Origin of the sequence: Kribbella sp. NPDC023972 (assembly GCF_040639075.1) — a bacterium.
GTDB lineage: Bacteria > Actinomycetota > Actinomycetes > Propionibacteriales > Kribbellaceae > Kribbella.
The window spans coordinates 1-19,164 of sequence record NZ_JBEZZH010000021.1; the positions used below are offsets into that span (position 1 = coordinate 1).

18 protein-coding genes are annotated in these 19,164 nt (G+C 70.2%); 5 read left to right on the plus strand and 13 right to left on the minus strand.

What is annotated here, in order from left to right:
• Nucleotides 1-109 precede the first annotated feature (109 nt).
• On the minus strand, nucleotides 110-1,585 hold the full coding sequence (locus tag AB0F43_RS37885) for an insulinase family protein (RefSeq protein ID WP_360488704.1): 1,476 nt from the start codon (nucleotides 1,583-1,585) through the stop codon (nucleotides 110-112).
• Between the two features lie 47 nt (nucleotides 1,586-1,632).
• On the opposite strand from AB0F43_RS37885, the gene AB0F43_RS37890 reads away from it, so the two are divergent.
• Entirely contained in the window at nucleotides 1,633-1,956 is a 324-nt protein-coding gene (locus AB0F43_RS37890; RefSeq protein WP_360488707.1) for an MmcQ/YjbR family DNA-binding protein, read from the plus strand.
• Here the strand turns inward: AB0F43_RS37890 and AB0F43_RS37895 are convergent.
• A complete protein-coding gene (locus AB0F43_RS37895; protein ID WP_360488710.1) occupies nucleotides 1,949-3,157 on the minus strand; it encodes a neutral zinc metallopeptidase in 1,209 nt (402 codons plus the stop codon). The genes AB0F43_RS37890 and AB0F43_RS37895 overlap by 8 nt on opposite strands.
• Before the next feature lie 106 nt (nucleotides 3,158-3,263).
• On the opposite strand from AB0F43_RS37895, the gene AB0F43_RS37900 reads away from it, so the two are divergent.
• Both AB0F43_RS37900 and AB0F43_RS37905 read left to right on the plus strand, forming a co-directional pair.
• Complete coding sequence (locus AB0F43_RS37900) at nucleotides 3,264-4,955, plus strand: DUF885 domain-containing protein (RefSeq protein WP_360488713.1); 1,692 nt, start codon at nucleotides 3,264-3,266, stop codon at nucleotides 4,953-4,955.
• Nucleotides 4,952-6,142 (plus strand): Maf family nucleotide pyrophosphatase, encoded by a 1,191-nt coding sequence (locus tag AB0F43_RS37905; RefSeq protein ID WP_360488716.1) that lies wholly within the window; start codon nucleotides 4,952-4,954, stop codon nucleotides 6,140-6,142. The genes AB0F43_RS37900 and AB0F43_RS37905 overlap by 4 nt, the downstream gene beginning before the upstream one ends.
• Nucleotides 6,143-6,145: 3 nt before the next feature.
• Here the strand turns inward: AB0F43_RS37905 and AB0F43_RS37910 are convergent, their stop codons facing one another.
• Entirely contained in the window at nucleotides 6,146-7,558 is a 1,413-nt protein-coding gene (locus tag AB0F43_RS37910) for a DHA2 family efflux MFS transporter permease subunit (RefSeq protein WP_360488718.1), read from the minus strand.
• A 91-nt stretch (nucleotides 7,559-7,649) separates the two neighbouring features.
• On the opposite strand from AB0F43_RS37910, the gene AB0F43_RS37915 reads away from it, so the two are divergent.
• Entirely contained in the window at nucleotides 7,650-8,201 is a 552-nt protein-coding gene (locus tag AB0F43_RS37915; protein WP_360488721.1) for a TetR/AcrR family transcriptional regulator, read from the plus strand.
• 63 nt (nucleotides 8,202-8,264) lie between these two features.
• Here the strand turns inward: AB0F43_RS37915 and AB0F43_RS37920 are convergent, their stop codons facing one another.
• The 7 genes from AB0F43_RS37920 to AB0F43_RS37950 form a co-directional block, all read right to left on the minus strand.
• Nucleotides 8,265-8,558 carry an NIPSNAP family protein gene (locus tag AB0F43_RS37920; RefSeq protein WP_360488724.1) on the minus strand — a complete coding sequence of 98 codons (294 nt, stop codon included), beginning with the start codon at nucleotides 8,556-8,558 and terminating at the stop codon, nucleotides 8,265-8,267.
• 93 nt (nucleotides 8,559-8,651) lie between these two features.
• Nucleotides 8,652-9,200 carry a hypothetical protein gene (locus AB0F43_RS37925; RefSeq protein ID WP_360488727.1) on the minus strand — a complete coding sequence of 183 codons (549 nt, stop codon included), beginning with the start codon at nucleotides 9,198-9,200 and terminating at the stop codon, nucleotides 8,652-8,654.
• A 155-nt stretch (nucleotides 9,201-9,355) separates the two neighbouring features.
• Entirely contained in the window at nucleotides 9,356-10,669 is a 1,314-nt protein-coding gene (locus tag AB0F43_RS37930) for a DUF58 domain-containing protein (RefSeq protein ID WP_360488730.1), read from the minus strand.
• Nucleotides 10,666-11,649 (minus strand): MoxR family ATPase, encoded by a 984-nt coding sequence (locus AB0F43_RS37935; RefSeq protein WP_360488754.1) that lies wholly within the window; start codon nucleotides 11,647-11,649, stop codon nucleotides 10,666-10,668. The genes AB0F43_RS37930 and AB0F43_RS37935 overlap by 4 nt, the downstream gene beginning before the upstream one ends.
• 195 nt (nucleotides 11,650-11,844) lie before the next feature.
• Nucleotides 11,845-12,438 carry a hypothetical protein gene (locus tag AB0F43_RS37940; RefSeq protein ID WP_360488733.1) on the minus strand — a complete coding sequence of 198 codons (594 nt, stop codon included), beginning with the start codon at nucleotides 12,436-12,438 and terminating at the stop codon, nucleotides 11,845-11,847.
• Nucleotides 12,435-13,157 carry a DUF4129 domain-containing protein gene (locus tag AB0F43_RS37945; protein ID WP_360488736.1) on the minus strand — a complete coding sequence of 241 codons (723 nt, stop codon included), beginning with the start codon at nucleotides 13,155-13,157 and terminating at the stop codon, nucleotides 12,435-12,437. The genes AB0F43_RS37940 and AB0F43_RS37945 overlap by 4 nt, the downstream gene beginning before the upstream one ends.
• A gap of 17 nt (nucleotides 13,158-13,174) precedes the next feature.
• Nucleotides 13,175-14,386 carry a GNAT family N-acetyltransferase gene (locus tag AB0F43_RS37950; protein WP_360488739.1) on the minus strand — a complete coding sequence of 404 codons (1,212 nt, stop codon included), beginning with the start codon at nucleotides 14,384-14,386 and terminating at the stop codon, nucleotides 13,175-13,177.
• Nucleotides 14,387-14,771: 385 nt separating this feature from the next.
• On the opposite strand from AB0F43_RS37950, the gene AB0F43_RS37955 reads away from it, so the two are divergent.
• Nucleotides 14,772-15,845, plus strand: coding sequence for a GTP-binding protein (locus tag AB0F43_RS37955; RefSeq protein WP_360488742.1), 1,074 nt, complete (start codon nucleotides 14,772-14,774; stop codon nucleotides 15,843-15,845).
• Here AB0F43_RS37955 and AB0F43_RS37960 read toward each other — a convergent pair.
• The 3 genes from AB0F43_RS37960 to AB0F43_RS37970 all read right to left on the minus strand — a co-directional run bounded on the left by AB0F43_RS37960 (nucleotide 15,842) and on the right by AB0F43_RS37970 (nucleotide 19,031).
• Nucleotides 15,842-16,537 (minus strand): maleylpyruvate isomerase N-terminal domain-containing protein, encoded by a 696-nt coding sequence (locus AB0F43_RS37960; RefSeq protein ID WP_360488745.1) that lies wholly within the window; start codon nucleotides 16,535-16,537, stop codon nucleotides 15,842-15,844. The two genes, AB0F43_RS37955 and AB0F43_RS37960, sit on opposite strands and share 4 nt — an antisense overlap.
• Nucleotides 16,538-16,599: 62 nt before the next feature.
• Nucleotides 16,600-17,373, minus strand: a complete 774-nt coding sequence (locus tag AB0F43_RS37965; protein ID WP_360488748.1) for an aldolase/citrate lyase family protein — start codon at nucleotides 17,371-17,373, stop codon at nucleotides 16,600-16,602.
• Nucleotides 17,374-17,501: 128 nt separating this feature from the next.
• Complete coding sequence (locus AB0F43_RS37970; protein ID WP_360488751.1) at nucleotides 17,502-19,031, minus strand: acyl-CoA carboxylase subunit beta; 1,530 nt, start codon at nucleotides 19,029-19,031, stop codon at nucleotides 17,502-17,504.
• Nucleotides 19,032-19,164 lie beyond the last annotated feature (133 nt).

A 19,164-nucleotide genomic window follows, 5' to 3' on the forward strand; every position in this document is an offset into this window, starting at 1 on the left:
TCGGCGCGATCGCGGTGATGTTCCACGTCGGACAGGCGCAACTGCCGGAAGCTGTGGGGCCCGCCGTAGGTGGGAACCGCGCAGTAGGCGAGGGACCGTCAGACACGGCCTAGTCGTCTGCTGGGCCGAGTTTCGTCTCGTCGAACCAGAGGTCCTGCGGTACTCGCTCGGAGAGCTCGGTGAGCAGGGTCGCGGCGCCGCGGAACATGTCCGGGTCGACCGGGATGGCACAGCCGTTCAGGCCCAGGACGATGGTCGTGCCGTCATGGGTTCGCATCACACCGGCGATCTCGTCCCAGCGGATCTCGTGCACCCCGTCGTCGTCGCGCAGTACCAGCGCGGTATCTGTTCGCACCCAGAGCATGGAGCGGGCTTCCTTGACGAACGCCCGGGCCGCGAAGGGCGGCTTGAAGGTCTTACCGGCCGGCACATCCGGGGTCACCGGGCAGATCGATCCGCGACGGAATCCTGCCTGCTCCCACACCTCCCCGGCGTCCTCGTAGGCGTAGCCGATCGCCGTCGGCAGCGCTGCCTTCAGTACGGCGGCAACCTCGGACGGCCGCAGTCCGGCCAATCGCTCCCGGTCCACCGGCTCCAACTCGGGTTCGCCGAACATGCGGCCCATCGTGTTGCCGAAGGTACGGCGCAGCTCGGGCTCGTCGGCGTCGAGCCGTTCCTGCCAGCGAGCGATCTGGTAGGCGAGCTCCGCCTCGGTCGGACCGTTTTCGGTGAGGTCGGTCAGCGCCTCGACGAAGGCGCGGGACACCTCCGCCTCGCTGCCGTCCCGCGCCTCGGCGTACACCACCCAGTCGCTGGTCCCGCCCGGGCCGGCGACGAGATCGGCGCCGACGTCGTAGCTGTGCCCGCGGACGTGCCGGCACTCCTCCTCCACCCGGTGCCGGAGTACGTCGATCGTCAGGGTGGACTGCCGTACGGCGTTGTCCGGCGGCAATGTGAGCAGGACACCGGCGGCCGGGATGCCCTCCCCGACCACGGTCGGGCCGTCGAACGACCGGCCGGCGGGATGAATCCGGGTCGGCGCGGAACCGCTGGGCAGCTTGAGCTGCAAGTCATCCGGCAAGGGACCGGTCACCTGCAGCACCGCGTTCGAGGGGACGAACCAGGCCTGGGCGAACGCGGTGACATGCTCCGGCTTCAGCCCGTCGTACCCGGGTCCCTCCAGCCAGGCCAGTCCGGGACCCTTGGCGCCGTACCGGACGTTGAGCAGTTGCGCGACGACCGGATGCGCGACCCGGCCGTCCTCAGCCGCGAGCACACCCGCTTCCAACGCCAGCCGCTCGACCGGCGGCTCGGCGAGGGCGCGGCACAACCGGTCCAGGAACTCGCCGACCCGCGCCGACGACCCGGAGGCGACGAACGTCGTCGTCATCAGGTCGACCTCGGCATTCATCTCGATCGGCAGCCCGCGCACGCTGTGCATCACCAGGTGCTCGAGCGCGTGCGCGACTCCGACGGTGCGCAGCGTCTCGTCTCGAGAGCCGACAGCGAAGGTCAAAGTGATGTCGGTGTGGCTCTGCGTGCCGCTGTGCCGCAACACCCGGACGCCGTCGATGTACTCACTCACCAGCCGAACGTTATCCGGTGGGTTGTGGGGACCTTAGGGTGTGCAGCGTGCTGGATGCCGATGACGTACGACGGATCGCGCTGTCCTTCCCGGAAACGGTGGAGAAGGAGCGCTGGGGTCACCCGACCTTCGACGTGGCCGGGCGGATGTTCGTCACCATTCCTGACGACCAGACGTCGTTCGCGGTGCGGTGTCCCCGGCTGGAGCGGGCGGAGCTGATCGCGGCGGAACCCGAGAAGTTCTGGGTCCCGCCGCACGAGGCCGGCTCGAACTGGGTCCGGGCCCGCCTCGCCGCTCTCGAGGACGCCGACGAGTTGCACGACATCCTGATCGACTCCTGGCGGCAGGTGGCGCCGCCCGGCATCAGCTGACGTTGTTCGGCGACGCGCTGAATGTGTTGCAGGTGGCCGGGTTGCCGGTCCGGAACGACTGGCCCATGAACCGGGCCTGACTGGCCGGGCTGCCGTGGGTGCCCTCGTTCGGCTTGTCGCCGGCGGTGACGACCCACTTGTTCCACACCTGCAGCATCAGTCCGTTGATCGGGTAGCTGCGCTTGTTCACGGCCAAAAAGACTCCGGCGAAGCAGTTCGCCTGCAACTCGGTACGCCGGTTCATCCGCAACCGGTCGTCGTACGACGCGGCGTCGTACTCCAGGTCGTGCGCGGCCTCGAGGATGCCGGTGAGCTCCTGGACGTGGTGACCGTACTCGTGCGCGATCGAGCGGGTGTACCACATCCGCGAGTACGCCTTCGACTCCGCGTCCGGGTACTCCAGGTAGGTCTTCACGAACACGTCGACCTTCATGTACATCGTCTGGTTCGACGGGCAGTAGAACGGCACCGAGACCGCGCCGTCCCCACACGGCGAGCTGTACTTGGTCCCGGACCAGTAGATCATCCGCGGCGGCCGGAACTTGTAACCGGCCTTCGCCACCAGCGGCGCCCAGCCCCGATCCAGGCACGGTTTGACCGCCGCCCAGTAGGTGGCGGCGTTCTTGGTGTCGGTCGGGCGGACCCGCGGCTCACGGCAGTTCGTCGTCGCCATCTGGCCGGCTTTGTAGAGCCCGTTCTTGGCGACGACGTCGATGGCCTTCGGCTCCGGCGCTGTCGTGCTCGTACTGGTCGGACCGTCGGTGGGCTCCTGCGTCGGCTCCGATGTCGTGGTCGGGGACGGCGTGTAGCGGCCCGAGCTGACCGGTGGGGTGTAGTCGTCGGCGTTCTTGCCGAGCTCGCTCCGAACGAATACACCGGCGATCGCCACCGCCAGGACACCGAGCACCAGGACGGCCGGCGCCTTGGACTTCTTCTTCGGCGGCTGCGGCTGCCAGCCGGGCTGGTAACCCGGCCCGCCGGGACCGGGCGGCCCGAAGCTGGGCCCCCAGCCGAACCCCTGTCCCTGCTGCGGCGCGACCGAGACCGGTGTGTACTGCGGCTGCCCGCCGTACTGGCCGGGTGGCGGACCGTAAGGAGTCTGCGGCGGCGGACCCTGCGGCGGCCCAGGCTGCTGGTACGGCGGATACGGCGGATACGGCGGATTCTGGCCCGATGGACCGCCGAACGGTGGCTGGCTCAACCCCGTTCCCTTCCGTCAAATAGAGCACTGCGTTGGACAGCGACGGCCACAGTATCGGCAGAAACAGGTCAGCCGAGTGGGGGGCCTGCGGGGTAGGGTCGGCCAGGTGACCGATGCCACCACTCCGAACAGCCCGATCGATCAGCTCTCCGAGCGATACCTCGAGGAGTACGTCGCTCTGTCGCCGACGGCGGCGACGTTCATGGGGATCGTGGGTCACGACCACGAATTGCCGGACTACACCCCGTCCGGCTTCGAGGCGCTGATCGAGCTGACCCGGCGTTCGGTCGCCGAGGCACATGCGACTCCGGCGGGCAGCCCGCGCGAGGAGGTCGCCAAGGACGCGTTCCTGGAGCGGCTCGGGCTGGAGCTGGAGTCGTACGAGGCCGGCGTTCCGCAGCACCAGCTGAACGCGATCGCCTCCGTCCCGACGGAGATCCGGCAGGTGTTCGACCTGATGCCGACCGCGACCGAGCAGGACTGGGAGACCATCGCGATCCGGCTCAACCAGGTCGGTACGACGCTGGACGGCTACCGCGAGACGCTGCTCGAGCAAGCAGCCAAGGGGCGGGTGTCGGCGCTGCGTCAGGTGAACGACCTGGCCGGCCGGATCGCCAGCTGGACCGGCGCCGACGGCGACGACTTCTTCGCCGGACTCGCGGCGCAGGCCCCGGACAGCGCGGTGAAGGCGACGGTGGAGGCAGCGGCCGCGTCGGCGCGGAAGGCGTACGAGCAGTTCGGTGGCTGGCTGACCGCGGAGCTGGCGCCGCGGGCGCCGGACAAGGACGCCTGCGGTCGCGAGGTGTATGAGCTTGCCTCCCGCAACTTTCTCGGCGCCACCATCGACCTGGAGGAGACGTACGCCTGGGGCTGGGCGGAGCTGGCCCGGATCGAGGCGGACATGCAGGCGATCGCGGCCGAGCTGAACGGCGGTGACCGCCGTATCGAGGCGGCCGCCGCGGTCCTGGACGCCGACCCGGCCCGCAAGATCCACGGCAAGGAGGCGTTCCGGGACTGGATGCAGCAGCTGGCCGACTCCGCCGTGACCGAGCTGGGTGGAACCCACTTCGACATCCCGGACGAGATCCGCGCCATCCAGTGCATGATCGCGCCGACGTCGGACGGCTCGATCTACTACACGCCGCCGAGTGAGGACTTGACCAGCCGGCCGGGCCGGATGTGGTGGGCGGTGCCGAACGGCGTCGAGGAGTTCGCCACCTGGCGTGAGGTCACCACGGTCTACCACGAGGGTGTGCCCGGCCACCACCTCCAGTGCGCGCAGACCATGCTGCGCACCGACCTGCTGAACCGATGGCAGCGGATCGCCTGCTGGGTCTCCGGCCACGGCGAGGGCTGGGCCTTGTACGCCGAACGTCTGATGGAGGAGCTGGGTTACCTCGAGGACCCTGGAGCGCGGTTCGGGATGCTGGACGCGCAGGGCTTCCGGGCGGCCCGGGTGATCGTCGACATCGGCATGCACCTTGAGCTGGAGATCCCGCCGGACAACCCGTTCGGCTGGCGCCCGGGTGAGCGCTGGAACGCCGACCTCGGCTTCGAGTTCCTCCGGGCGCACTGCCGGATGGAGACCGAGTTCCTCCGCGCCGAGCTGAACCGCTATCTCGGCTGGCCCGGGCAGGCGCCGTCGTACAAGGTGGGCGAACGGATCTGGCTCCAGGCGCGGGACGAGGCACGACAACGGAAGGGCTCCGCGTTCGACCTGCGCGCCTTCCACTCCGGCGCGCTGGACCTCGGCTCGATCGGGCTCGACCCGCTGCGGCGCGCCCTCGCGAAGCTGTGAGCGTCCGGTTCGTGCTCGCGTCGGCGTCGCCGGCGCGGCTGAAGACGTTGCGGGGCGCCGGCGTCGAGCCGGAGGTGATCGTCTCCGGAGTCGACGAGGACAACGTCACCGCGGAGAGCCCGGGTGAGCTCGCCCGGGTGCTGGCGACCCTGAAGGCCCGGTCGGTGGTGGCCGGCCTGACCGAGCACGCGACTGTCCTCGGCTGCGACTCGGTGCTCGAGCTGGACGGCGAGCCTTACGGCAAGCCGGGTTCGCCGGAGATCGCGCGCGAACGACTCCGGTCGATGCGCGGGCGGACCGGCGTACTGCACACCGGGCACTGCCTGATCGACACCACCTCGAAGCAGGAGCTTCGCGAGCTCGAGTCGACGAAGGTGTACTTCGCCGACCTCACCGACGAGGAGATCGAGGCGTACGTCGCCACCGGCGAACCGCTGGTGGTGGCCGGCTCGTTCACCGTCGACGGCCTCGGCGGCCCGTTCGTCACCGCGATCGAAGGCGACTACCACAACGTGGTCGGGGTCTCTCTGCCGTTGCTGCGCCGGATGCTGGCTGAGGTGGGCATCAGCTGGCCGGCGCTCTGGAACTCCTCCCCTCGGATTGAGTACGACGAGGCCGAGGCCGCGCGGTACGACGACACCCGCGGCGGAACCGAACGCGCGGCGGCCGCGGCCGAGGCGGTCGACTCCCTGCTGCCGAAGGGTGGCCGGGTGCTCGAGCTGGCCGTCGGCACCGGCATCGTCGCCGCCGAACTCGTTGCCCACGGCCACCTCGTACACGGGGTGGACCTGTCGACGGCGATGCTGCGGCGTGCGCGGATCCGCCTGCCTGGGCATGTAGCGGCGGCCGACGCGGGCAACCTGCCCGTCGCCGACCGCCGCTGTGACGCCGTCGTCGCGGTCTGGCTGCTGCACCTGCTGGACGACAGCGAACCGGTCATCGCCGAAGCCGCCCGGATCCTCCGCCCGGACGGCGTCTTCATCACCACGACCGAGAAGTCCGACGCCAGCCGGTACGCCGACGACCGCGGCCCCAGCGAGTCCCGCTCCCAGGACGCCCTCTCTCACCTGGTGGCCACAGCCGCCCGCTACGGCCTCACCCTGGACGGCGCGACCACCTTCCCCGGCCCACCCCGCACCAACTACCGCTCCCCGCTCTACCCGTTGGTCCGCTTCCGTCGTACCTGAGCCTCAGCGGCGGCGGCCCGGGAGGAGGAGGGCGATGACTGCGCCGGCGGCGACGATGGCGGCGCCGGTCCAGACTGCGGGGACGAGGCCGTCGGCGTAGCTGGCCGGGGACTCGTACGAGCCGGCTGAGGCGAAGACCGAGGCCAGGACGGCGACGCCCATCGCCACACCGACCTCGCGGATGGTGTTGTTGGTGCCGGACGCGACACCGCGGTCGGCGTCGGACGCGCTCGCCATCACGACACTCGCGGATGGGGCGAAAGTCAGCCCCATCCCGACGCCGGCAAGGACGAACGGCAGCACCAGTTCGCCGTACTGCGTCGAGGCTGTGGTGATCAGGGCGATCCAGCCGAGCGCCACCGCGAGGAACGCCTGCCCGGTCGCGACCAGCACGCGCGCGCCGACCCGGTCGACGATCATCCCCGCGATCGGCGCGACCACCATCGGCGCCATCGTCCACGGCATCGTCCGGACGCCGGACTCGAGCGGGCTGTACCCCTGCACGACCTGGAAGAACTGCGCCAGCAGGAACACCGCCCCGAACACTCCGACGGAGAACGTGAACGAGACGACGTTCACGGCGCTGAACGCCCGCTCCGAGAACAACCGCAGCGGCAGCATCGGCGCCGCGGTCCGCCGCTCCCACCCGATGAAGGCGACCAGCAGCGCCGCACCGGCGATCAGCGATCCGAGCACGCCGCCCGATGTCCACCCGTCGTCGGCGCCGTGCACGACACCCCAGACGATCGACAGTACGCCGGCTGTGGCGAGCACGAGCCCGGCCAGGTCCAGCCGCTTCGCCGTACCCCGGGACTCGGTCAGCACCCGGGCGGCCAGCAGGACCGCGACGACGCCGATCGGCACGTTCAGCCAGAAGATCCACTGCCAGTTGAGCCCGTCGACGACTGCTCCGCCGACGACCGGACCGACCGCCACGCCCAGACCGGAGATGCCACCCCAGGCGCCGATCGCGGCGCTGCGGTGCCGCTCGGGCACGGCGCCGGCCAGCAGAGTCAGCGACAACGGCATGACGGCCGCCGCACCGACGCCCTGAATCGCCCGCGCGCCGATCAGCATCCACGGCTCGGTCGCCAGCGCACAGGCGGCCGAGGCCAGCGTGAACAGCGCGATCCCGGCAATGAAGATCCGGCGGCGGCCCAGTCGGTCACCGATCGCGGCGGCGGTCAGCAGGAGGGCCGCGAAGGCCAGCGTGTACGCGTTCACGAACCACTGCAGGTCGGACAGCGACGCGCCGAGCTCGGCCTTGATCACCGGCAGCGCGTTCGTCACGACCAGGTTGTCCAGCGTGACCATGAAGGTGGGGATCCCCACCGCGGTCAGTACGGCGCCCAGCCCGGCTCGGCGAGCCGGTGGCGCGGTGGGTTCGAGCCTCTCATCGAGAGCGGGCGACGACATGGTGAGCTCCTAGTTGTAATTGACTGATAACAAGCTTCATGACCAAAGTATGCATCGACTGATAACATGTCAAGCGAACGAAGGGAGAGACATGGGAGCCAGGGTTCGGCTGACCGCGGCGGAGCGGGGCGAGGAGGTCCTGCGGGCGGCAGTGCAAGCATTCGGTGCATCCGGGTACGCGGGCACGAAGACGGACGAGATCGCCCGGCTGGCCGGGGTGTCGCAGCCGTACGTGATCCGCCTGTTCGGCACCAAGCAGCAACTCTTCCTGGCCGCCGTGCAGACCGTCTGCGACACCATCGAGCAGACCTTTCGCGACGCCGCGGAGCGCGAGCCGACCCTCGCCAGCCTCGGCCACGGCTACAACGAACTGATGGCCGAGCGCGAACTGCTGCTCGTCCTGCTGCACGGTTTCTCAGCCAGCGGCGAACCCGCCATCGGCGACGTGGTCCGCGAACGCTTCGGCGGCATCTACCGCCTGGTCCGCGATGTCACCGGCGCGTCCCCCGCCGAGACCCGCGAGTTCCTCAGCACCGGCATGCTGCTCACCGTCATGTCCGCCATGCAGGTCCTCGGCCCGGACGCGATCAGCCTCCCGTGGGCCGACGAGCTCAACGCAACCCTGCATCCCCCGGTTGACTAGCCGATGCCGCGGAAGACGCCGTCAGCGTCAGTGTTGCCGGCGACTTCTTCCACTCCAGGTCGATCACAGCACCGTGTCGACCATGACCTTCTTGGCCTCCTCGATGAGTTCGGAGGGTTCCGGCGAAAGGTCGATTCGCTTCGGCGAGGCGTAGTACCGGTCGTTGGCCGCCTCGAAACCGTCATCGCCGGAGTAGCCAAGCAGCCAGACGAACCGATCGTGCTCCCGATCTACCCACGCGCCGATCACCTGGAAGCCCGCCTCCTCGCGCAGCGGTACGACGCCGGACTTCCATCCCGCGATCCATGCGTCCATCTGTCCGTGCCGGATCCGGTAGTCCAGCAACTGGATCTCCATGATGTGAGGATCCTCCTCACCCGCCACCTACGCCACCGTGGCCCGACCACCAACGCTTCAGCACGCAGGCACGCAGGGAAAGGGAGACACACCCTAGTCTCGAACGAGCCGTTGGCCAGCCGCGAACCAGATCGTCGCGGTGGCGAGCACGAGCGCAGCGACCGTCACGAGCAGCGAGCCCGCGACGTCGGCGCCCTGGATCAACGCGGCGGCTACCGCGACAACGGGGATGATCAGCAGAGCGATTGCCCCCGGCAACAACCACCGCCGGAGCGCCTGCCGGTGGACCAGCGCGTACGACGGGACCTGCGCGGCGAACGCGGTCGCCAGATGCACCACCAGCAAGGAGATCGCGACCAGCGCCAGGCTCCAGCTCACCTCACCCGGCGCCCGCATCAACCACCCGCCGGCGACCGCGACGATGAAGAGCAGCCCGGCCGGCGAATCCGGCAGCACAACCGTTGCCAAGAGCATCGGAATCGCTACCAGCGGGATCAGGTCCAGCTGTTCCCACGGCTGCACCGCGGACACCAGCAACGCCAACCCACCGGCCGCGGCGACGGTCAGCCGCGCGATCACCACAGCCCGCCCAGAAGCCCGCAACTGCGCGAGCCACAGGCTGATCTTTTCCGCCAAGCTCATCGACGTCCTCGCTTCGCTCCGGGCGCCGATGAGACACGAGGGCGACTGTGCTTGATGATGAACTCGCTCCGCTCGTTCATGAGCGCATCCTCCCCGCGGACGTCACGAGCGCTTCCCTCTCCACCGGCGCCATCAGCGCGTCCTCCTTGCCCGCATCATGAGCGCATCCTGGGTGCTGCGGACAGTCTCGAGGCGTTGCGTAGGACCTCGTCGAGGGTGCCGGCTCCGCGCCACGTGACGGTGGGGACGCCCAGGTCGCTGAGGCGGTCGAGTTCGCGGCGGCGCTCGAGCATGCGCAGGCGCCAGGCCAGTGGCCAGGCGCGGACGTCGTGTTCCTCGAGGTCGATCACCGAGGCGACGTCCGGGGGCAGCGTGTCCACGGCGATGACCGTGCACCCCGAGTGCACGAGCGTCACGACGTACCCGAGGATCACCTGCCGCAGCAGCGGGCTGAGCACCACGACGAGGCTGTCGGACTTGATCCGGTTCCGCCGGATCAACTGCTGCTCGTCCTGCTGCCGGCCGCGGCGGTCCGCGTGGACCAAGGCGTCGAGGATTCGGCGCAGGTGCCCGCGACCGCTGCCGGAACGTACGCCGCGCACCAGGTTCCCGGTGTCGATCAGGCGGACCCGGTCGCCGTGGCGCAGGTAGTGCTCGGCGATCGACGCGGCCGCCCGTACGCCGGTGTCCAGACTGCTCGACCGTCCGTCGATCCCTTCGCTCACCCCGATCTCGCCGCCGGTGTCGAGCAGGATCACCACCTCGGTGTCGCGGTCCGACCAGGTCGAGGTGACGTGCAACTCGCGGGTGCGCGCGGACACGGCCCAGTTGATCCGCCGCAGCCGGTCGCCGGTCCGGAACGGCCGTACGCCGGACAACTCCGTCCCCTCGCCAGGACGGCGGGACCGGTGCAACCCGACCAGACCGGCCGGCCGAGGTACGGCGTCGACCGCTTCGAAACCCTCGCGCAGCGGCAGCGTGGTCACGGCGAGCGCCTCGGCCGACGTCACCGGGATGCGATACGCACCGAGTACCGAGGTCGCGACGACGGTCGGCCGGTCCAGGCCACGCAAGCCCCACCGCTTCGACCGCACTCCGACCTCGAGCGTCACCCCGCCATCGCTCACCGGCTCCGCGATGGCGGCCTGCGGCGGGTCGTACTGGAACCACTGGGTCCGCGGCAACGCCGCAACGATCAGATCGATATCGGGATCGAGCGTCCCAGCCACCCGCAGCCGGTAGGTCGTCGCCTGTCCCTCGAACAGCACATCCGAGTCCAGCTCGGTGTGCACCTCGGGCTGTTCGCGCGGCCTGAAGTACCGGCCCCACACCGCGAGGAACGCCAGCGGCAGCCCGAGTACGGCGGCATCCGGCCGCCGGGCCAGCACCGCCACGAGCACCAGCAACCCCGCCGCGCAGATCGCCCGGATCTGTGCGTGCGTCGGCTGCCAGCCTCCCTCCGGAGTCATCTCGATGCGCCGACAACAGTGGGTGGAGTCGGCACCGAGCCGAGGACTGTGCGTACGACGGTCGCGCCGGTCACCTCGTGCAGCCAGAGCTCGGGGCGAACCGTGATCCGATGCGCCAGCGCCGGAACGGCGACCGCCTTCACATCCTCTGGTACGACGTAGTCCCGGCCCTGGATGACGGCGTACGACCGTGCCGTCAGCACCAGCGCCAGCGACCCACGTGGCGACGCACCGACGAGGACCTGCGAGTCGCGACGGGTGGCGGCGGCCAGGTCGACGCAGTACTGGCCGACGGTGTCGTCGACGGTGACGGTTTCGATCGCGCGCTGGGCGGCGAGCAGTCCGGCCGCGTCGGTGACGGCTTCGACGGTCTGGTCCTCCTGGCGACGGCTCATCCGGCGGCGCAGGACCTCCCACTCCTCCTCGGCGCTCGGGTAGCCGAACCCGATCCGCAGCATGAAGCGGTCGAGCTGAGCTTCGGGGAGCGGGTAGGTGCCTTCGTACTCGACCGGGTTCGCGGTCGCGAGGACGTGGAAGGGGCTGGGCAGCGGGAAGGTCTGGCCCTCGACGGTGACCTGGTGTTCCTGCATCGACTCCAGCAGCGCGGCCTGCGTCTTCGGCGGGGTCCGGTTGATCTCGTCGGCGAGCAGCAGACCGGTGAAGATCGGGCCGGGCCGGAAGGCGAACTCGGACTCCTTCTGGTCGTACACAAAGGCGCCGGTCACATCAGAGGGCAGCAGGTCCGGCGTGAACTGCACCCGCCGGAACTCCAGCCCCAACGCCTGCGCGAACGACCGCGCGGCCAGCGTTTTGGCCAGCCCTGGATAGTCCTCCAGCAGCACGTGCCCGCCGGCGAGGATCCCGGCCAGCACCAACTCCAGCGCTCCGGTCTTCCCCACCACCGCCTCACTCACCCGATCCAACACCTCCCGGCTGAGCGCAGAAACCTCCCCGACCTGCAACGCCCGCCCAGCCGCCACACCTGCCGTGGCCCCCGCGCCCGGGTCAACCTCGCGCCCGGCCGGGGCACCGGCCGCCGCACCCGCCGTGGCCCCCGCGCCCGCGTCAACCTCGCGCCCGGCCGCCGCACCGGCTCCAGCCTCCCGGCCGGCCAGTGGGGTTTCGCCGGGGCCGAGTGGTCCGCCAGGGCGCAGGTCTGGGTCTGTCACGGTTCCTCACAGCTTCTCGATGGTCTGGACGGCGTACTCGAGCTCGTCGAAGGACGCGGTGCGCTTGTCGTCGCCGGTGATCAGGCTCCACAGCGGTTCGCCGGTGATCTCGCGGGCCCGGTCCGGCTCGCGCTGTGGGTCGACGCCGTGCCGGTGCACCAGCCGGTCGGTGGTCAGCTCCAGCAGCAGTGGCTGGATCCGGCGCGCGAACGTCTGCGACCCGTCACCCGCGCGGCGCTCCCGGCTGGCCTCCTGCAACCAGGTGGCGATGAACTGGGTCCGGTTGTCGTTGTTGCGGCTCCGCAGCGCGGCGAGCTTCTCGTCCTGCCGGGCCGGCCAGTTGGTCTCCAGCACCTGCGGCAGGATCAGCCGGATCGCCAGCGACCCGAACCCGACCGCGAGCGCCGTCGCGACGAACCACAACGGCCGCGGCGACATCCCGGCCGCCCCGAACGCTCCCACCAGCAGCAGGCTCACCAGCACGGCAACCCCGACATGCCGCACGAGCACCTTGTCAAGCCGCCTCGAGCGAACCGGCGGCTGCTGCACCGGTCCGCGCCGGTCCGATTCCTCCAACGGCGTCCACTGGTACGACGTCATCCGACCACCCCGCTGTCGGCGTGAGTCGCGGACAGCTCCTCGCGCAGTCGAAGCAACGCGGCTCTGGCCTCGGCGCGAGCCTGCTCGGTCGAGCCATGCGTGGAGTAGCGGGCCTCGCGGTAGAGCTCGCCGAGGCGGATGAGCCGGGGCTCGGAGATACCGCCGATGCCGAGGACGCGGACAGTGAACTCGGCCGGGGTCTCCGACGGCTCGCGAGCCACACCTGCCGAGGCGGCCGCCTCCTCCAGCGCGACCCAGCAGGCGATCACCGCGTCGGTGGCCGTACCGGTGTCGAGCCCGGCCAGCCCGATGTCGATCGCCTCGGAGAGCCGGTCGGCCTTCATCCGCTCCCAGTCGGTGTCCTCGGTCTCGACCTGAGGCACCTGGACCTGGCGAGCGATCCGATAGACCAACCACCCGAGCAGGGCCGCGACGGCCGCGATCGCCAGCCAGACCACCGCCTGCCAGAGCGCTTGCACCCAGGCCGGCAGCGGCTCTCGCTTCGCGTCCCGCAGCGGCGCCGGAGGCGGCGGCGTAGGCACCTGCACGGTCTCGTTGCCTGTGTCCGTAGGCAACGGCCGCGGTGTCGAGCGCAGCGTGCTCTCACTGACCGGCCGGACCGGGCCGCCGGCCGACGCGAGCACCACGAACCCGGCCGCCGCGACGCCGAGCATCAGCACGACAGCCAGCATCAGCGCTCCCCGCCGCCTCGGCTGCATCACGGAAGGCTAACCGATCAGAAGCCCGTGTCGAGCCACGGAAGCTGACGCGCGGAAAACGCTTCCGAGGCGGCCGCGAGCGCGCCGGACGTGTGCTCCTCCACCAGACCCGCGGCGCCGAGCCGGGCCAGTGACGGCCTGCCCAGATACACCGCCCCCAGCTCCCGTGCGTCGATGGTCAGGTCGGCCGACCGTGACGTCGGCTCGCACGTCGCGCCGTCCGGTCCGCCGGCCAGCTGCCATCGACCAGCGTTCCAGGGCAGGAAGTCGTCTGTCACCGCCAGCACGACGTCGATGTCCCGCGCGTACGTCCGGGCGGCGAGCGCCCGGCCGACGTCGACCGGCCGGACCCACAGCCCGTCCCGGGTGATCGGCGCCGGCGCCCGGGGATCGAGCAGCAGCTCCAGCAGCGGATCGTCCGACGGGAGCTGCCCGCACCGCGTCTCGCTCAACAGGTCCGGCTCCAGCAGGTACCGCCAGAGCGCGGCATGTGACGCGAGGTCCGCAGCGTGGACCCGGTAGACCTGGACGAACCCCTTGTCCGCCCGTTTGGTCCGGTAGTGCGCGAACCCGGTCACCTCACCATCGCGCTCGGCGAGCACACACCGCAGCGCGGAAGCACTGCTCGGACTCGTCGTCACGTTGTCCGCACTCACGTAGCCCTGCCAGCGCTCGTCGTGGTGGAACATCCCGGGCCGGTCCGCGGCCAGCCTGTTCCGCAGCGCCGCGCACGCGGCCAGCGACTCGCGCACGTCGACGTACCTGATCCGTACGTCGTCCACGCCGGCCACCGGCCGCAGCTCGCGGGAGGCCTTCGGGATCACGATCTCCTGGTGGTCCGAGGCCAAGCCGTACCCGAACCGGCCGTAGATGACCGGCTCACTCGCGGTCAGCGCGGCGATCGGCTCGGTGCCACCCTCGTGGATCTCCGTCAGCTGGGCGCGCATCAGGTCGCGGAGGATGCCGCGGCGCCGATGCGTCGGCCGGACCGCGACCAGTGTCACGCCGGCCACCGGTATCTGCGCGCCGGGCACCGTCATCCGCAGTGAGAACGCGCCGGTATGCCCGACCAGCTGTTGCTCGTCGGTCGCGGCAATGCTCCGCTCCGGCTCCCACACCCGCCGCTCGGACTCCAGCTGAGCCTCGTTCCACGGCGCGGCGAACGCCAGGTCGACGAGCTCCACCAGCTCGTCCCAATCGCCTTTGAACCGCCCGATCTTGATCGCCATACCCCTTGCCTACCAGACGATCGAGACAAACCCCGCAGGGTTTTCACCGAAGTGCCTGAAGAATGCACGGCAAGTGCGCGCTTGGTTCGCCGCGGGTTCCGGTCCAGAGCATGATCGCCCAGTTGACCCCAGCAACTACGAGCCTGCCGTCTCACGACAGCCGCCGGCGCGAATCCGCGGGAGGGCGGGAAATTTCCCGGTCTGACGGGAAAGTCACCAGCCCCCGGCTCTGGACTGATGAAAACCGTTTTCATATACTCAGCCCCATGACCGTGCTCATGCCACGCCTCCGGCGCGGCGGGTCATGGGGCTGTAACTCCCGTCCTTCCCTCGTCGCTGCAGTCGCTTCGCTCCCTCCGCTCCTCAGTCCAGGCCGGGAGGCCCCATGACCGCCCAACCGAAAACCTCGTTGTCCCTGCTGGTCGGCCTGTCGGCAACCCTCCGCGAACCCGTGCTGGACGCGATGGTGGACCCCACCACCGTGGCCGTCGTGGTGGACCAGGACGAGCTGCCCGGGCGGGGCGTGCTGTCCTGGCGGGTGTTCGACGCGTCCGGCCCGATCGACTCCGGTGAGTTCACCGTGGGCGACGACTGCGGCGCCTGCCAGCTGATCGAGTCGCTGCTGCCGCTGCTCGAGACCCTGGTCGCGCGCCGGCACTGGGATCACGTCGTACTGGCCGCTCCCCCGGCGATGGAGGCGCGTCCGCTGGCGGGCGCGTTGGTGACGACGATGCCCGAGATCGCCGTCGACACGGTCACCTGCGTGGTCGATGCCGTACTGCTGGTCCAGCAACTCTCCGGTGACGAGCTCCTGGACGAGCGTGGACTGGCTCTCGGGCCGCCCGACCGGCGCAACGTCGCCGAGCTGACCGCCCGGCAGATCGAGTACGCCGACGTGTGCGTGCTGGCCAACGCACATCGCAGTACCGCGCCCGAGCGGCTGCACAACCTGCTGGTGCATCTGAACCCGCGTACGACGGTCGTCGCGGCCGATCCGGCTGGTGTACCGACCGGTCCGGTCGCGCGGACCGGGCTCTTCGACTTCGAGGCGGCCGAGGCGTGGGCCGGTGAGCTCGCCGCGTCGGACCGGTTGCAGCCGAGCGGGGACGGCGTCACGACGGTGCTGTGGCGGTCGACCCGGCCGCTGCACCCGGCCCGGCTGAACGACGCCCTCGAGGACATCGTCGACGGCGTCGTACGGAGTCGTGGAGTGGTCTGGCTGGCCAACCGGCCGACGCAGCGGGTGCGGTGGGAGTCCGCCGGCTACAGCGCCTCGCTCGGGACCCTCGGCGAGTGGGCCGACACCGAGCACCTCGCCGAGTGCACGGTGGTCGCCACCGGCATGGGCCTCGACCCGGCGCGGCTGCAGGCGATCCTGGACGCCTGTCTGCTGACCGAGTCCGAGCTCGCCAGCCTCAACTGGCAGGAGCTCGACGATCCCTTCGCCGGGGTGCTCTAACCGAGGAGAGGAAGTCGGTCCGCGTACGGGCCGAGCATGTCCAGGTCGTCCTCGTCGAGCGGAACCCGCCCGGTCGCCTTCAGCACGTACGTGGTGGTGTCCCAGCCGATCACGTCCCACGCCTCCGGCCCGAACAGGCCGTCCAGCGTCCGCGCCGCGACCTGTAGCCCCTCGGCATCAGGCTCCGGCGCGTCCGGCAGGTCGACGATCAGGTCGAGGTGGTGGACCGTTGCCTCCAGCACCAACGTCGTGACGAAGTCGGTCACTCGCAGCACATGTCCCTGCGTCTCGACCCGTCGGTCCTTGTCCGCCAGCCCGGCTGTGGCCGCGCGGACGGCGGCCTCGGACAGCTCACGCCAGTGCTGCACCAGGACGGCCGGTCTCCGGTACGCCGCCGCGACGGCGCGGTAGAACTGGTCGTCGCCTCCCGACCCCGGTGGGAAGTCTTGCCAGTAGGTGACGAAGTCCCGGTCCGGTACGGCACTGGCCGGGCTGGCAAACCCCACCAGCGCGCGCTGGGCGTCGTACAGCAGATGAACCAGCAGGGGGCCGACGGACAGCCCCTCGCAGCGGGTCGGGCGGGCGAAGTCGGCATCGCTCAGGCCCTGCACGACCTCGGTCACCCGTCCGTACGTCCGGCCCAGCGTCGCGGCCAGCCGCAGTGGCAGTGCTCCTCGCTCAGGCGCCCTCATGGCAGGCCCTCCTCGGTGTGCGGTCCTGTCCGAACGTAACCCGAGAAGGCTCCGCTGTGTTCCTACGAGCGGGCGGTGTCGAGGTGCGCGGCGGCGACAGCCTCCAGGTGGGTGAGGTCGGACGCGACCGTCGCGAACGTATAGCCCTGGCTCAGCCGCCGCTGCGCCGCCTGCCCGTCCGGCGTGTGGATCCCGGCTGCGATGCCGGTCGCCTCCGCCGTACGCGCGATCAACTCGACCGCCTCCTCGAACGGCCCGGCGACCTCCGGATCACCCGGGAATCGCGCCCCGACGGACAGTCCGAGATCGGACGGACCGACGTACACCCCGTCCAGACCGGGGGTCGCGCAGATCTCCGCCACGTTCTTCAGCCCGAGCGGCGTCTCGATCATCGCCAGTACGACGGTCGCCGCGTCAGCGTCGGCGGGGACCGGACCGACCCGCAGCGCCGACCGCATCGGGCCGTAGGACCGTACGCCGGCCGGCGGGTACTTCGCCGCCTGCACCGCCCGGGTGACATCCTCGGAGCTGTCCACCAACGGCACGATCACCCCGGCCGCTCCGGCGTCCAGCGCCCGACCGATCGGCGTCGGGTGGTTCGCCTCGACGCGGACCAGGCCGACCGACCCGGTCCCCAGCGATGCACCCGCGTCCACTGCCAGCAACCCGGTCAACAAGCCCTGATACCCGATCAGCCCGTGCTGGCCGTCCAGTACGACGTAGTCGTACCCGACGCGTGCGATCCGCTCGGTCGCGACGGGAGCATCCAGCACCACCCAGTACCCGACCAGCTTCTGCCGATCCCGAAGACGCTCAGCGAAGTCCTTCGAACTCACGTGTTCTCCTCCGACGGTTGCGTCAACTTTAAACCGCTCGCCCCGGCCGATGACGGCACGAAACATCCGTCTCATGCCGGAGGCCGCGGGTCGACGAGTCGGCGGACGTCCTGCGAGGGAGACCGGCTCTAGACCGGCGGGACGCCGTGGCGTTTGGTGCTGAAGTGGCGGTCCTTGGACTGCGCGGCGGCCAGCCGGGCGATGAGCTCGCTGCGGAGGTCTTCCGGTTCGACGATGGCGTCGATGACCAGGTCGGCGGCCAGCCGGAGGATGTCGATGTCCGTCTCGTACTCCTCACGCAGGCGGGAGATGTACTCGACCCGCTCGGTCTCGTCGGCGATCTCCTGGATCTTGTTGTAGTACACGGCGTTGATCGCCGCCTCCGGACCCATCACCGCGATCTTCGCGGTCGGCAGCGCGATACACGCGTCCGGTGAGAAACCGGGTCCACACATCGCGTAGAGCCCCGCGCCGTACGCCTTGCGCACGATCACCGACACCGTCGGAACGGTGGCCTCCGACACCGCGGTGATCATCTTCGCGCCGTGCCGGATGATCCCGGCCCGCTCGACCTCGCTGCCGATCATGAACCCCGGTACGTCGCACAGGTACACCAACGGCACGTTGAACGCGTCGCACAACCAGATGAACCGTGCCGCCTTGTCCGCCGAGTCGACGAACAGCACGCCACCCTTGACGGCCGGCTGGTTCGCCACGATCCCGACCACCTGCCCGGCCAGCAGCCCGAACCCGGTGACGAGCTCCGGTGCGTACGACGGCTTGAGCTCGAAGAACGTGTCCGTGTCGACGACCGCGTCGATCACGTCGTGGATGTCGAACCCGACACTCTCCTCGGCCGGCACCAGGTCCCGGGTGAAGTCACGGGCCGGCGGCGAGGCGTCGTACGACGGCGGCCTCGACTGCCACGAACCGGGCAGGTAGGAGAAGTACTGCTTGGCCAGCTCGATCGCCTCGGCGTCGTCGCCCGCGAGCAGGTCACCGCAGCCCGACACACTGGTGTGCATCCGGGCGCCGCCCATCTCCTCCAGCGTCACCTTCTCGCCGACCACCATCTCGGCCATCCGCGGCGAGCCCAGGTACATCGAGGCGTTGCCGTCGACCATGATCACCAGATCGCAGAACGCCGGGATGTACGCACCACCGGCGGCGGACGGTCCGAACAGGCAACAGATCTGCGGCACCTTGCCGGACAGTGCGACCTGGTTGTGGAAGATCCGCCCGGCACCGCGACGGCCGGGGAACAGGTCCACCTGGTCGGTGATCCGGGCGCCGGCGGAGTCGATCAGCCAGAACACCGGCAGCTCGTCCCGGATCGCCACCTCGGTGATCCGGACGATCTTCTCCACCGTCCGGGCACCCCACGACCCGGCCTTCACGGTCGGGTCGTTGGCGACGATCAGCGCCGGCCGTCCGTCGACCAGCGCGCGACCGGTGACCACGCCGTCGGCGGGCAGGCCGGCGTTCAGCGCGTTCGCCAGCTGGGCGTCCTCGACGAAGCTGCCCTCGTCGACCAGCAGCGCGATCCGGTCCCGCACGTAGAGCTTGTTCTGCGCGGCCAGCTTTGCCGCCGCCTTCTCCGGCGGGGCGAGCGTGGCCTCGCGGGCGACCTTGACCTCGGTCCAGTGATCGTGGGTCATGGGGCCTCCCGGCCTGGACTGAGGAGCGGAGGGAGCGCAGCGACGGTCGTGGGGCCCTCCCGCCCTGGACTGAGGAGCGGAGGGAGCGCAGCGACCGGAGTGACGAGGGAAGGGCGGGAGCCGAGGGCCCCAT